Raw genomic sequence first — 13,711 nt, 5'->3', positions numbered from 1 at the left:
CAGAGAGGATAGATATGCTTACAGGAGATGTATCCAGGGTCCTTGTTCCCTTTTTGTTTGTCTTGATCGTTGTCTTCAGTATAGGACCGGCCTGGGCCGAAAAACACACCCCCAAACCCCCTCCGAGGGCCTCGGAAGAAGAGGTCCTTTATACCTGCGGGATGCACCCCCAGGTGATCCAAAAAGGCCCAGGCCGTTGTCCTATTTGTGGCATGGAATTGGTCCCTTTGCGAAAAAAATCTCAATCTGGCCGTACCATTATCATAGACCCGGCTGTTGTTCAAAATATGGGTGTCAGGTTGGCCCGGGTGAGTCGAGGTAGCCTGACCCACAGCATAAGGACCATCGGCCTGATTCAGGCCCCTGAAGACAGGACGGTGGTGGTTAATCTCAGGTTCTCCGGTTGGGTGGAACGTCTCTTTGCCGATGAGACGGGCCAGTTTGTCAAAAAAGGCGAAAGGCTCCTGGAGATTTACTCCCCGGAGCTTCTCACCGCCCAGGAGGAGTATCTTTTGGCCCTTAAACGTTCTGGCCCTAAGGGGGCTCTGGCTCGGGCAGCGGCCAGAAGGCTCAGACTTCTTGGGGTCCCTGAGGAACACCTCCGAAAGATCCGCCGCCGGGGGCGGGCTCTAGAGACCGTGGTCATTCGGGCTCCGATAAGTGGCTTCATCTTGGAGAAGAAGATTTTTGAGGGAGATTACGTCCCGGCCGGAAGTGACCTTTTTCGGCTGGCTGATCTCACCCAGGTCTGGGTCCGGGCTGAGGTCTATGAGCAAGACGTTCCCTGGATCCGGATGAATCAAATGGCCGTCCTTAAATTAAGCTACCACCCTGGCCGGGTGTGGGTGGGGCGCCTTTCCTTTATCTACCCTAGCCTCAATGAGAAGACCAGGACGCTGGGGGTTCGCCTGACATTCAAAAATCAGGATCTGGCCCTTCTGCCCGGGATGTTTGCTACCGTGCAGATTAAGGCCCCTGTTCTTGATGACGTCTTGATTATTCCCGAGGAGGCAGTCATCCCTACCGGGCAGAGGGATGTGGTCTTCGTGGCCGAGGGCCAGGGGCGATTTTCCCTCCGGGAGATTGTCACCGGCCTTACCGGGGATGGCGGTTTGGTAGAGGTGCGAGAGGGGCTCAAGGAAGGGGAGCTGGTGGTCCTCTCCGGCCAGTTCCTGCTTGATTCTGAAAGCAAGCTTAAGGAAGCGGCCGGTAAATTCATGGGAGGCCACCAGCATGGAGGCAGCCCTGGCGGCCCCAAAGACTCTCAAGATCAGGACAAAACATCCCCCAATAAGCACCAGACATCATCTGATTCTACCGGCATCCACCAGGGGGGTAAGGAGACAGGCGGCAAGAAAACACCCCCTGAGGCCCCCTCCTCTGCAGAAACTTACTGGACCTGCCCCATGCATCCTGAGGTGGTCAAGTTTGAGCCAGGAGAGTGTCCGATCTGTGGCATGGATTTGGTGGAGAAGAAGGTGGGGTCGGAGAAATGATCAACTGGATCATCCAAAAGAGCCTCGAAAATCGTCTTCTGGTAATCCTCCTTACGGCTATCTTCGTGGCCCTGGGGGCCTGGGCCATGTGGCACACCCCGGTGGATGCTATTCCTGACCTTTCCGATGTCCAGGTGATCATCTATACCGAGTATCCCGGGCAGGCCCCCCAGGTGGTGGAAGACCAGGTTACCTACCCTTTGACCACGGCTATGCTCTCGGTGCCCTATGCCAAAAATGTTAGGGGCTATTCCTTTTTTGGTTTTTCCTTGGTCTATGTGATCTTTGAGGACGGCACAGATCTCTACTGGGCCCGCTCTCGGGTGTTGGAATACCTTAACTTTGTCAAGGGAAAGCTTCCCCCTGGAGTCTCTCCCCAGCTGGGCCCTGATGCCACAGGGGTGGGCTGGGTGTTCATCTATACCCTGACTTCAGATCGCCACGACCTGGCCCAGCTTCGCTCCATTCAAGACTGGTATCTTCGCTATGAGCTGATGAGCCTGCCGGGAGTGGCGGAGGTGGCCAGTGCTGGCGGCTATATCAAGCAGTATCAGGTAGAGATAGACCCCGAAAAACTTCGCGTCTTTGGCCTCACCCTGAGCCAGGTAAATCAGGCTATTCGTCGGGCCAATCTGGATGTCGGAGGCCGGCTCCTGGAGATGGGAGAGACGGAGTTTATGGTTCGGGGGAAGGGCTATATCCGCTCTTTGGACGATCTTAAAAAGATACCCGTGGGAATTGATCCCCAGAGCAACACCCCGATCTTCCTCTCCCAGGTGGCCCAGATACACCTGGGGCCGGAGATCAGGCGGGGGGTTATTGACATCGACGGCAAGGGAGAGGCTGTCTCTGGTATCGTGGTGATCCGCTACGGGGAAAATGCCCTTGAGGTTATCAAGCGGGTCAAGGCCCGGCTGGAGGAACTCAAGGCCGGGCTCCCTGAAGGGGTAAAGATCCAGGTCTCCTACGATCGTTCCGGGCTTATTTATCGGGCCATAGACACCCTGAAAAGCAAACTCACCGAGGAAATTATCGTTGTGGCCATCATCTGTGCCGTCTTTCTTCTACATCTCCCTTCGGCCCTGGTGGCCGTATTTACCCTGCCGGCGGGGATCCTCATTAGCTTTTTGCTCATGTATATTCTGGGAATAAACGCCAACATTATGAGCCTCGGAGGAATCGCCATTGCCATTGGGGTCATGGTGGATGCCTCCGTGGTGATGGTGGAAAATCTTCATAAGTATCGGGAGCGGGAACCCGGGGCCAGTCATTTTGATCTGGTCCTTAAGGCCACCCAGGAGGTGGGCCCGGCTTTGTTCTTCTCCCTTTTGATCATCACCATCAGCTTCTTTCCCATCTTTTTTCTGGAACAGCAGGAGGGGCGTCTCTTTAGACCCCTGGCCTTTACTAAAACATTTGCCATGGCCGCCTCCTCTGTCTTGGCGGTAACCGTGGTTCCGGTACTTATGTATTATTTTGTTCGGGGGAAGGTCATATCGGAGAAAAAGAATCCCTTAAGCCGGCTTTTTATCGGTCTTTATCGGCCGATAATAAGGGCCGTGCTTCGCTTCCCCTGGCTGACCATTGCCGTGGCCGTTATAATTCTCGTGATCACCTGGTTCCCTTATCAGCGCCTGGGTTCGGAGTTTATGCCCCCCCTTAACGAGGGAGATCTCCTTTACATGCCCACCACTCCGCCAGGGATAAGTATCACCAAGGCCCGGGAACTCCTTCAGCAAACCGACAAGATTATTGCCTCCCATCCCCAGGTGGCCCATGTCTGGGGTAAGATAGGCCGGGCCGAAACGGCTACCGATCCGGCTCCCCTTTCCATGATCGAGACAACCATCATCCTTAAGCCTCAAGAGGAGTGGCCTGAGGGCAAAACCATTGAGGATATAATCAGAGAGCTTGATGAGATGGTTCAGTTTCCCGGGCTAACCAACGCCTGGACAATGCCTATCAAGACCCGGATCGATATGCTGGCCACAGGTATCAAGACCCCGGTGGGGATAAAGCTTCTTGGAGACGATCTGACCAAGCTCTCTCAGGTGGGCCAGGAGATAGAGGCCCTTTTGCGGCAGATGCCCGAGGTCTCTTCAGTATATTCTGAACGGGTAGTGGGAGGTAATTACATCGATATCGATATCCGTCGGGAGGAGGCGGCCAGATTTGGCCTTTCGGTAGCCGATATTCAGGAGGTTATCCGCAGTGCCCTGGGGGGAATGAACGTCACCTGGACGGTGGAAGGCCTAGAAAGATATCCAGTAAATGTTCGTTACCCGCGAGAGTTAAGAGATAATCTTGATAAATTGCGTGAGCTTGCCGTGCCTACTCCCCTGGGCTTTACGGTCCCTTTGGGAGAGGTGGCAGATATCAAGGTAGTTAAAGGCCCTCCAGCCATAAAGAGTGAAAATGCTCGCCGGACGGCCTGGATATATGTTGACCTTAAGACCTCAGATATCGGCGGATTTGTGGCTCGGGCCAAAAAATTGGTAGCCGAAAACATCAAGCTCCCCTCTGGAGTCTCCATGGTCTGGTCCGGGCAGTATGAATACATGGAGAGGGTTCGCTCCAAACTGGCTATTGTTATCCCCATAACCTTGGCCATCATTTTTGTCCTTCTCTTTATCCACTTCCGGAACCTGACCGAGACCATGATCGTCCTGCTGGCCCTTCCCTTTGCCCTGGTAGGTGGTGTCTGGCTACTTTGGCTGGCGGGTTACAATCTTTCGGTAGCGGTAGCCGCGGGCTTTATCGCCCTGGCCGGTCTGGCTGCGGAAACCGGTGTGGTTATGCTTGTCTATCTGGATGAGGCCTATGAAAGACGCCGGGAAAAAGGGCTTCTTAAAGGAATTGCCGATCTTAAGGAAGTGGTCATTGAGGGGGCGGTGGAAAGAGTCCGTCCCAAGCTGATGACTGTCTCCACCACTACCATTGGTCTTTTGCCCATTATGTTTGGCACCGAGACTGGCACCCGGGTAATGAAACGTATTGCTGCTCCGATGGTCGGAGGGCTGATCTCTTCTACTATCCTTACCCTGGTTATTCTTCCGGCCGTTTACTTTGTCTGGAAACGGTTTAAGTTCAAATAAAGACTTTTTATCGGGGGCCGACTTTTGGTGAAGGCAAGGGTCCTTCTGATCGACGACGATGAGAGCTTCCGGGAGGTAATGCTCTTCAACCTCCAGGAGGAGGGCCTTGAGGTTGACGTGGCCCGAGATGGCCACGAAGGGCTGAACCTCTTTTTCAAAAAAGACTACCAGCTGGTTATTACGGATCTTAAGATGCCTGGAGCTGACGGAATGGAGGTCCTCCGTTCGATCAAGCAGCGTTCTCCTGAAGTCCCGGTGGTGGTTATCACCGCCTTTGGGGATATTGCTACGGCTGTCCAGGCAATGAAGGAGGGGGCCTACGACTTTCTCCCCAAACCCTGTGAACGGGACCACTTCAAGCTGGTGGTCAAAAAGGCCCTAGAGCACTTTAGGCTCAAAAGAGAAGTCCAGGATCTCAGGCAACAGCTGGCCGGAGGCCCTCCGGAGCTTGTTTTTCAGTCCAGGGCCATGGAGAAAGTGGTGGCCCTGGCTGACAAGGTAGCTGCCTATGAGGCGACAGTTCTTATTTTGGGGGAGTCTGGGACAGGCAAGGAGCTTCTGGCCCGGCGCATACATCACCAGAGCCCCCGGGCCAGAGGGCCCTTTGTAGCTATAAATTGCGGAGCTATCCCCCGAGATCTCCTTGAGTCTGAGCTCTTCGGCTACAGGAAGGGAGCCTTTACCGGGGCCGATCGAGACAAGAAAGGGCGCTTTGAACTGGCCAACGGGGGAACCATATTCCTGGATGAGATAGCCGAGCTTCCTCTGGAGCTTCAGGTCAAACTTCTTCGGGTCCTTCAGGAACGCACCATCGACGTTTTGGGAGCCGAGGGCCCCCGACCGGTAGATGTCAGGATCATCGCGGCCACCAATCGAGATCTGGAAAAGATGGTCAAAGAGGGGGCCTTTCGAGAGGACCTTTACTTTCGTCTGAACGTCTTTCCCATTCGGATACCACCTCTTAGGCAACGTCCTGAGGATATCCCCGTCCTTATAAGGCATTTTCTGAAGGTCTATGGTCCAGGTCGTCGGTGGCGAATCTCTCCGGCAGTAATGAATCGCCTAAAGGGCCTTTCCTGGCGGGGTAACGTTCGGGAGCTGGAGAACATCTGTCAGCGGATGGTCCTTTTGGCCGAAGGGGAAGAGATCACCGAAGAACTTCTCGATTATCTAGACCTTGAGGCCCCAATGTCTAACCTTGCCTCAACCGGAATCAGCCTTCCTCCCGAGGGGATCTCCCTGCTGGACATTGAAAAGGAGGTTATCATTAAGGCCCTGGAGATGAACAACTACAATCAGAGCCAGACAGCCCGCTTCCTGCGTATTCCCCGCCATGTACTCCTTTACCGGATAGAAAAGTATCAAATACCCCTTAAACGTGATGAAAAGGGTAAATGATCCCCGCTCTCTGGGGTGGATCCTGAGTCGGCCGGCCTGGATCTACCTCTGGTTGCCGATTCTTTTGATCACTATTCTTCACTACGGCACAGCCCCATCCATCTCCTGGCTCCATGACATCTATCGTCGTCTCTACTATCTGCCCATTATCGCCGGAGGCTTTATTTTTGGCCTTAAGGGCTCCCTGGGAGCGGCTGTGGTCACTTCCCTTGTCTATCTTCCCCACGCCTTCTCCCACCTGCTACACCACGATCCGGCCCCTCCTACGGAGAAGTTTTTGGAGATCCTTCTCTACAATGTGGTTGGAGCTGTGGTGGGGGTTCTGGCTGATCGTGAGCATCGGGAGCGTCGCCGTCAGGAGGAGATTGCCCGACAACTGGCCGAGGCCCTGGAGGAGATGAAGATTATGGAAGAACAGCTTATCCGTTCTGGGAAGCTCCAGGCCTTGGGAGAGCTTACCGCTGGTCTGGCCCACGAGATAAAAAATCCTCTGGCCTCCCTTAAGGGAGCGGCGGAGATCATCTCCGATGAGATTCCACCTCAATCGCCCAGGCGGCGGATGGTGGAAATTCTTATCAAAGAAATTAGCCGCCTTAATCAAATCCTGGATCGTTTTCTCTCTTTTGCCAGGCCAAGGCCCCTGTCTCCTAGCCTAGTGAGTGCCTCTACTGTCATCGAGGAGGTCTTAGAGCTCATGGAGCCTCAGGCCCGCAAATCCGGGGTGGCCTTGGTTCAGGGTTCGTGCCAGGGGCATATTGTCCGGGTGGATAAAAATCAACTGGCCCAGGTGCTTATGAACCTTATCCTGAACGCCATTCAGGCCGTCTCCCCTGCGGGAGAAGTGAGGGTTTCTTGCCGTAAGGTTCAGCGGGGAAAGAGGGCCTATTGTCTAATAGATGTAGAAGACACCGGGCCGGGCATCCCCGAGGAGGTCTTAGATAGAATATTCAACCCCTTCTTTACCACCAGAGATAAGGGAAGCGGTCTGGGGCTTTCCATTGCTGCTCGCCTAGTGGAGGAAATGGGAGGGCTGATAGAGGTTCACAACCGTCCTGAGGGAGGGGCCAGCTTCCACGTCTGTCTTCCTTTAGACCTGTAAGGCTTTGCCCTGAAAAAAGAAAGGGGGGCCAATGCCCCCCCTTTCTTTTTATCTTTAAGCTTTATTCGGGCTCTTTGTAGCTTAGGATCTTTTTCTTTTGGTAGATGAGGTCACCCTTTTTCCCGCTTATGTAGTAGTAAACGTTGACGGTGACCTCGGCCTCTTCCACGCCCTTGTTCAGGACAAAGAAGAAGCGCTCGTGCTGGGTCTTTAAGGGCTGGAGGGTGAGATCAACAATTTCTTTGATCTGCCAGGCTCCGTACCGCATGTAACCATCAAGGTCGAGCCCGATCTCGAAGTATTTTCTCTCGTCTTTGTAGAGGATCTTACCGGTCTTGGTATCTTTGGCGGTCACTTCCAGGACCACCTTGCCAGACCACAGTCACCCATCGGGGATGCGATGGCCGGCCTTGTTGGTCAAAAAGACCTCCACGTTGCCCGCCGGAATCCACTTACCGATTCCGTAACGAAAACCCTTTATCTCCGCCTGGAACTCGATACCCTCTTTAACGATCTCTAGATCGTGTCCTCCGGGCATCCGGTGGCCACGATTTTTCTTCTTCATGTGGCAGTCCTGACAGGTCTCACGACCTCCCTGACCAATATAGTTGTGAACATAACTACCGGAGAGGGTGTTGCACATAGTGCTCTCACCATCGGGAGAGATATAGACGCCGTGACACTGAGTGCAGAAAAAGGACCGCTTAAAGATGGGGGCATGTTCGGTCTCGTGGGCGTCAGAATCACCCTCACCACCGGTAAAAATAATATTGGGGTCGATATGACCGGTGATCCCGGGGGCGGTACCGGCAGCCTTGATGTTATGGCAGCCATAGCAGGTGATGTTGAGCTGCTTCAGTTTGGCAATGGCCTTCTCCTTCTTGGCCCCCTTGGCCGTTTTGGCGTCAATCATGTAGCCGGCAATCTCTAAGGCCAGACGTTCGGTAGCGTATTTGATCTGGGGCAGGTGACAATCAAGACACTTGAGAATTTCCTGCTTATTAAGGGGCTTTTCCCACTCCTTGGGGACACCGACGGTGAAGAAATTGGCTATTCCCTTGATGGAGGAAACCATGGACCGGGAGTGGAAAGACTCCTTCCACTCGTTGTAAATGTCTTCATGGCACTCCATGCAACGTTTGGAGTCATAGGTTTTAACAAAAGTTTCGAAATCATCGATAGGTTTGTTGGGAAAGGTTAACTTTGAAAAACCAGGACTAGCCCATAACAAAAAGATAAGGGCGAAAAGAAACGACCTCCTCATAAAAAGACCTCCTTATAAAATTTATTTAGGCAAAACTTAGCAAAACCACATTTAGTTAACAAGATAATTTTTAATTTAAAAAACTAATAAAGGCTATCGAAAATGCCAATATGAAGTGTGAAAAAGATAACTATTTTTGGTAAGTGAAAAACTTGACAAGCTAAGATGTTCCTTTAGCTTCTCGTAAGAGATGATCCGTTTCAGGGAAGAAGATCTGACCCTTCTGGCCGAGGCTCAAGAGATTGCCGAAGAGGCCGTGCATGATTATTATGCCTTCTCCTCCAGAGATTGGCTTCGGTTGCCGTATGATATTCTGACCCTTGAACGGTATTCCTGGCCAGAGGGGCTCGAGGCCTTTGCCCAGCTTTTGATCCTTCAGGTTCCCTTTGAGGCCCGGAATCTTCCGGAGGCAAGAGATCGTCTTTATCTAGTGGCCTTAAACGATGGGCGGATCCTGAGGGCCACCGGTGGGGGATTGCCCGGTCTTCTTTTGCCATTTTTGATCTACATCCTCACCCATGAGTTGATCCATATGGTACGCTTTAGCCGCTTTGAACATCTTCCGGAGCTTAGAGACTTTTCCGAAGAAAGATGGGTCCATCAGATAGTGAAAAAGGTCCTGGCTGGAGTTAAAATCAAAAACCTTGATCGGGTTATGGTCAGGTTCGATCGACTTTATCTCAACACCAATTGAAGCGAAGGAGGTGCCTATCCATGCCCATCTATGAGTATCAGTGTCAATCCTGTGGTCAGATCTTTGAGGTCTGGCAGAAGATCTCCGAGAAGCCTCTTGAAGTCTGTCAGAGTTGTGGGGGGCCGGTAAAAAAACTCATTAGCCATACCTCTTTTCAGCTTAAAGGCTCAGGCTGGTATGTCACAGACTATGCTCGGAAAGGAGGCGGCGAAAAGAAAGAAGGCCAGTCTGAGAAGAAGACAGAGCAAAAGAAGTAGCCTTAAAGGTCAATTTGCTTTTGGGGCGGGCCTGGGCCCGCCTTTATTTTTGGGTTATGAAACTTGACCTGCCTTCTCCAACCAGGGATCTTCTGGCCAGACTTCCCCTGCCCTCCCCTACCTACCTGGCCGGGGGCACGATAAGGGATCTTCTGCTGGGGCGAAGGGTGCGGGATATTGATCTTACTGTGCCCAGGGGAGCCATCTCCCTGGCCCAAGAGGTGGCCCAAAAGCTTAACGGGGTCTTCGTCCTCCTTGACGAGACCGAGGGCGTGGCCCGGGTGGTCAAAGGAGGGTTGGTCCTTGATTTTTCTGACTTCCGGGAGGGAAGTCAGAGCATTGAAGAGGATTTAAGAAGACGAGATTTTACCATAAACGCCATGGCCTGTGAGGTTAGGAGTCTTCTGGCTTCCCGGGCCCTTATTATTGACCCCACCAGTGGGCTTGCTGACCTAGCCAGAAGGACAATTCGCGCCACCTCAAAGGAGGCCCTGAAGCGGGATCCCCTGCGCCTTTTAAGGGCCCATCGCCTGGCCGCTGAGCTCTCCTTCCGGATAGAACCCAAGACCTTGGAGGCCATATCCTGCCTTCGGAAAACTTTACGCCAGGTGGCTGCCGAACGGGTTATCTACGAACTGAATCTCATCTTTGAAACTCCAAGGGCGGCTCGGACCGTCACCGAATTACGGAAAGATGGTCTCTTTGAGGTTATCTTTCCCGAACTTCTTGATGGGGCGGGAATCGAGCAACCCCCTTTTCATCATTTAGATGTTCTGGAACATTCCCTTGAGTCTTTAAATATGATGGAGGCTGTCCTAAAAGCCCCGGAGAAATATTTTGGCCGCCTCCACCCGGCCTTTCCCTCCGGGGCGGAGTCTGATCGGCAGAGGTTACTCAAACTGGCCGCTCTCTTTCATGACGTAGGCAAGCCCAAGACCTTGGCCTATAAAGGGCATCGGCCCACCTTTTATAATCACGATCGAGTGGGGGCCGAGCTTTTTTTCCTTTGGGCCAAAAGATGGCGGATGAATCTTAAAGAGGCCGAGACGGTGGCCCATCTGATCCGGCTCCACATGCGGCCCTTTTATCTTTTGCGAGATTTTAAGGCCCAGAGCCTGACTGGCCGGGCCCAAAGAAGGCTTCTTAAGGAGACGGGAAAAAGTTATCCTGATCTCTTTTTAGTGGCCATGGCTGATTCCTTGGCCAGCGCTGGCCCGGCCAAACCAAAAGATGCCGAGCAGACCCTGGCCGCCCTCTTCTGGGAGCTTGATCGCTTCTACCATCAACAGGTAGAGCCAGTGATCAGGGCCCCCCGTCTTATTACGGGAGATGATCTAATTGTTGAGTTCGGTCTTACCCCGGGGCCCATATTTCGGCGGCTTCTTGAGGCCGTGGAGGAGGCGGCTATTTTGGGAGAGATTAAAGACCGCCACGAGGCCCTTTCCTTGGTGGCCCAAATCCTCAGGCAAGAGGGTCTGAATGCAGGCTGGAGCAAAGAGGCTGGAAGAACTTAAACGCTTTCATTCCCTTTCCCTTTATTTCCGAAAGCGTTACGGGCTCCGGGTCCATAAAATATCTCTGGATGCTGGCTTTACCTGTCCTAACCGAGATGGTCAAAGAGGCCGGGGCGGTTGTATATATTGTGACGAATTTGGCTCCGGCTCCGGGGCCTATTTCCGGGGACAAAGCCTTAAGGATCAGGTTCTCCAAAGTCTGGAGCAGCTTTCGCGCCGTTTTAAGGCCCAGCGATTTATGGTCTATTTCCAGTCATTTTCCAATACCTATGGTCCTATAAAAAAACTAAAGGGTCTCTACGATAGCGTGCTCCTTGATGACCGAATTATCGGACTCTCCGTAGGCACCAGGCCAGACTGCGTTGATGAGGCGGTAGTAGACCTTCTGGCCTCTTATCGTCAAAGAGGGCTTGAGGTCTGGCTGGAACTCGGGCTTCAGTCTATTCACGAAGTGACCCTCCGGAGGATAAACCGTGGCCATGGAGTGGCCGAGTTTTATCGGGCCCTTGATTTAGCCAAGAAGGCCGGGCTTCTGGTCTGTGTCCACGTGATCTTTGGGCTTCCAGGTGAAGACTACCAAATGATGCTGGAGACCATCGAGGCCCTGTCTCAAGCCCCGATAGATGGGCTTAAGTTTCACGCCCTTTACGTACTTAAGAAAACGCCCCTTGAAACACTTTATCGTCGGGGGGAATACCATCCTCTTTCTCTGGGAGAGTATGTGGATCTTGTCGCCGAGGCCCTTTCCCTTCTTCCTTGGTCAGTAGTTATTCAGCGTCTAAGTTCGGATCCACCCCGGGACAGGCTTGTGGCCCCGGAATGGACCCTGAAGAAGAATCTCATTCTTTCAGCCATTGAGACCACCCTTGTCAGCCGTGATCTTTGGCAGGGAAAGCGCAGAGGTGAAAAATGGCCCAGAAAGATTTGAAATTCTTGGCTCCGGAGGTTCTGGAGGCCATTGAGGCCGAGGCCCGGACCTATTACCAAAGTGATCCGGCCAGTCATCGTTATGATCACGTAAAGAGGGTCGAACGTCTGGCCTTAAGGCTGGCCGAGGCCGAGGGGGCGGACCCATTAGTTGTCCGTCTGGCGGCCATTCTTCACGATATTGGTCGCAACGAAGAGAAGAAGACCCGGGGCAGGGTCTGTCACGCCCAGTGGGGGGCCCGGGAGGCGGCCAAGATCCTCAAAAAATACCGCCTAGATGAAAAAATCATTGCTGCTGTTTGTGAGGCCATCGCTGCTCACCGTTTTCGCAACAATAAGGTTCCCAAAACACCGGAGGCCCGTTGTCTCTACGATGCCGATAAACTTGACGCCCTGGGGGCCGTGGGCATCGGACGGGCCTTTCTTTTTGCCGGTGAGGTCGGAGCCAGACTTCATAACCCTGAGGTGGATATAGACAAAACCCAGCCTTATGGCCCGGAAGATACGGCCTGGCGGGAGTTTGTAGTCAAGCTCTCCCGCATAAAAGATTCCATGCTTACGGAGACCGGCCGGCGGATGGCCGAGGACAGGCATCGTTTTATGGAGGAATTTTTCCGCCGATTGACAGACGAGGTGGAGGGTCGGGCTTAGGGATGAGATCTCCCATGAATGCCATCTGGTTTGGTCTTCTCCTGGCCGCAGTCCTGGCCGCAGCCATAACCGGCCGGATGGAAGAGGTGACCAAAGTCTCCTTTGATACGGCCAAGGCGGCCGTTAATCTGGCCCTGGGGCTCATCGGCCCGATGGCCCTCTGGCTGGGGCTGATGAAGATTGCCGAAGAGGGAGGGCTTCTTAAGGTCTTAGCCCGTTCCTTAAGACCGCTTATGGTTCGTCTCTTCCCTCGGGTCCCGCCAGAACATCCGGCCATGAGCGCCATGATCCTAAACCTTTCGGCCAACATGATGGGGCTTGGTAATGCGGCCACCCCTTTTGGGGTGAAGGCTATGGTGGAGTTGGAGAAGATAAATCCTCGCCCGGGGGTAGCCAGTGATGCCATGTGCCTCTTTCTGGCCATAAATACCTCCAATGTTACCCTTCTTCCCTTAGGAGTAATGGCCATCAGGGCGGCAGCCGGAGCCAAGGACCCGGCGGCCATTATTCTACCGACCATATTTGCCACTGGTGTCTCCACTCTGGTGGCCATTGTGGCCGCCAAGGCCCTGGCTCGAAAACATGAAGAGCCTCCTCCCATACTTGAAGACCAGCCCCCTCAAACCACTGCGGAAGAGTTAGATGATGTTCCGGCCAGTCAGCCCCTCATCAAGTGGGGCTTGATTCTTCTCTTCTTTTTTCTCCTGATTCGGGCTGCCTGGAGTATTCTGGAGGCGGATGATTCTCGAGCGGCCCTGGCTGATGTCTTCTCCAACTGGTTTGTCCCGCTGCTTATGTTGGCTCTGGCCAGCTATGGTCTGGTAAAGAAGGTTCCCGTCTATGAGGCCGCCTGCGAGGGGGCCAAGGAAGGATTTAAGGTGGCCGTAAGGATTATCCCTTACCTGGTGATCATTCTTACCGCTGTGGGTATGTTCCGGGCCTCGGGAGGTTTTGAGGCTATGGCCAAGGTGCTTGAGCCCCTGACCTCCCTTGTGGGCCTTCCGGTAGAAGTTCTCCCTGTGGCTCTCCTACGGCCTCTTTCTGGCTCCGGGGCCTTTGCCCTGATGAGCGAGATCGTCTCTCGGGCTCCGGATTCCTTTGCTGCCTATCTGGCCTCCACCATTCAAGGCTCTACAGAGACAACCTTTTATGTCCTGGCGGTCTATTTTGGGGCCGCAGGTATCAAAGACCCCCGTTATGCTATCTGGGCTGCCCTGGCCGCCGATCTGGCCGGGATCCTGGCGGCCACTTTTATATGTCATCTGACCTACCCCGGCAGTTAAACTTCCCTGAACCAGGGCCTTACCTGGCGAATG

11 protein-coding genes are annotated in these 13,711 nt (G+C 53.5%); 10 read left to right on the top strand and 1 reads right to left on the bottom strand.

The window, feature by feature from the left end:
• Positions 1–14 precede the first annotated feature (14 nt).
• From G4V39_RS01160 to G4V39_RS01145, 4 genes are read left to right on the top strand one after another with little or no spacing between them, the layout of a single operon-like run.
• Positions 15–1,496, top strand: a complete 1,482-nt coding sequence (locus G4V39_RS01160) for an efflux RND transporter periplasmic adaptor subunit (RefSeq protein ID WP_166031188.1) — start codon at positions 15–17, stop codon at positions 1,494–1,496.
• Positions 1,493–4,591, top strand: coding sequence for an efflux RND transporter permease subunit (locus G4V39_RS01155; protein WP_166033030.1), 3,099 nt, complete (start codon positions 1,493–1,495; stop codon positions 4,589–4,591). The genes G4V39_RS01160 and G4V39_RS01155 overlap by 4 nt, the downstream gene beginning before the upstream one ends.
• A gap of 27 nt (positions 4,592–4,618) precedes the next feature.
• Complete coding sequence (locus G4V39_RS01150; protein ID WP_166031187.1) at positions 4,619–5,989, top strand: sigma-54-dependent transcriptional regulator; 1,371 nt, start codon at positions 4,619–4,621, stop codon at positions 5,987–5,989.
• Entirely contained in the window at positions 5,973–7,088 is a 1,116-nt protein-coding gene (locus G4V39_RS01145) for a two-component system sensor histidine kinase NtrB (RefSeq protein ID WP_166031186.1), read from the top strand. Before G4V39_RS01150 ends, G4V39_RS01145 begins: the two co-directional genes overlap by 17 nt.
• A gap of 61 nt (positions 7,089–7,149) precedes the next feature.
• Here the strand turns inward: G4V39_RS01145 and extKL are convergent, their stop codons facing one another.
• Complete coding sequence (gene extKL / locus G4V39_RS01135; protein WP_248595814.1) at positions 7,150–8,352, bottom strand: multiheme c-type cytochrome (seleno)protein ExtKL; 1,203 nt, start codon at positions 8,350–8,352, stop codon at positions 7,150–7,152.
• Positions 8,353–8,542: 190 nt separating this feature from the next.
• Here extKL and G4V39_RS01130 point away from each other — a divergent pair, with 190 nt between their 5' ends.
• From G4V39_RS01130 to G4V39_RS01105, 6 genes are read left to right on the top strand one after another with little or no spacing between them, the layout of a single operon-like run.
• The gene (locus tag G4V39_RS01130) at positions 8,543–9,046 is read left to right on the top strand and encodes a hypothetical protein (protein ID WP_166031183.1); all 504 of its coding nucleotides are present in this window, start codon (positions 8,543–8,545) and stop codon (positions 9,044–9,046) included.
• 20 nt (positions 9,047–9,066) lie between these two features.
• Positions 9,067–9,303, top strand: a complete 237-nt coding sequence (locus tag G4V39_RS01125; protein ID WP_166031182.1) for an FmdB family zinc ribbon protein — start codon at positions 9,067–9,069, stop codon at positions 9,301–9,303.
• A gap of 56 nt (positions 9,304–9,359) precedes the next feature.
• The gene (locus G4V39_RS01120) at positions 9,360–10,817 is read left to right on the top strand and encodes a CCA tRNA nucleotidyltransferase (RefSeq protein ID WP_166031181.1); all 1,458 of its coding nucleotides are present in this window, start codon (positions 9,360–9,362) and stop codon (positions 10,815–10,817) included.
• Positions 10,783–11,745 carry a tRNA modification radical SAM protein MnmL/YtqA gene (gene mnmL, locus G4V39_RS01115; RefSeq protein WP_166031180.1) on the top strand — a complete coding sequence of 321 codons (963 nt, stop codon included), beginning with the start codon at positions 10,783–10,785 and terminating at the stop codon, positions 11,743–11,745. The genes G4V39_RS01120 and mnmL overlap by 35 nt, the downstream gene beginning before the upstream one ends.
• Complete coding sequence (locus tag G4V39_RS01110) at positions 11,727–12,395, top strand: HD domain-containing protein (protein WP_166031179.1); 669 nt, start codon at positions 11,727–11,729, stop codon at positions 12,393–12,395. Before mnmL ends, G4V39_RS01110 begins: the two co-directional genes overlap by 19 nt.
• 14 nt (positions 12,396–12,409) lie before the next feature.
• Positions 12,410–13,678: a nucleoside recognition domain-containing protein gene (locus G4V39_RS01105; RefSeq protein WP_246169697.1), complete on the top strand. Its 1,269-nt coding sequence runs from the start codon at positions 12,410–12,412 to the stop codon at positions 13,676–13,678.
• Positions 13,679–13,711 lie beyond the last annotated feature (33 nt).

Source organism: Thermosulfuriphilus ammonigenes, assembly GCF_011207455.1.
GTDB lineage: Bacteria > Desulfobacterota > Thermodesulfobacteria > Thermodesulfobacteriales > ST65 > Thermosulfuriphilus > Thermosulfuriphilus ammonigenes.
Note: the sequence above shows the minus strand (reverse complement) of the source record. Positions and strands in the feature narration are given on the sequence as shown.

Excerpts from the sequence above, each read along its gene's own strand:
- G4V39_RS01160 (WP_166031188.1), top strand. The coding sequence starts at position 15 with ATGCTTACAGGAGATGTATCCAGGGTCCTTGTTCCCTTTTTGTTTGTC.
- G4V39_RS01155 (WP_166033030.1), top strand. The coding sequence starts at position 1,493 with ATGATCAACTGGATCATCCAAAAGAGCCTCGAAAATCGTCTTCTGGTA.
- G4V39_RS01145 (WP_166031186.1), top strand. The coding sequence starts at position 5,973 with ATGAAAAGGGTAAATGATCCCCGCTCTCTGGGGTGGATCCTGAGTCGG.
- G4V39_RS01130 (WP_166031183.1), top strand. The coding sequence starts at position 8,543 with ATGATCCGTTTCAGGGAAGAAGATCTGACCCTTCTGGCCGAGGCTCAA.
- G4V39_RS01125 (WP_166031182.1), top strand. The coding sequence starts at position 9,067 with ATGCCCATCTATGAGTATCAGTGTCAATCCTGTGGTCAGATCTTTGAG.
- G4V39_RS01120 (WP_166031181.1), top strand. The coding sequence starts at position 9,360 with ATGAAACTTGACCTGCCTTCTCCAACCAGGGATCTTCTGGCCAGACTT.
- mnmL (WP_166031180.1), top strand. The coding sequence starts at position 10,783 with ATGCAGGCTGGAGCAAAGAGGCTGGAAGAACTTAAACGCTTTCATTCC.
- G4V39_RS01110 (WP_166031179.1), top strand. The coding sequence starts at position 11,727 with ATGGCCCAGAAAGATTTGAAATTCTTGGCTCCGGAGGTTCTGGAGGCC.
- G4V39_RS01105 (WP_246169697.1), top strand. The coding sequence starts at position 12,410 with ATGAATGCCATCTGGTTTGGTCTTCTCCTGGCCGCAGTCCTGGCCGCA.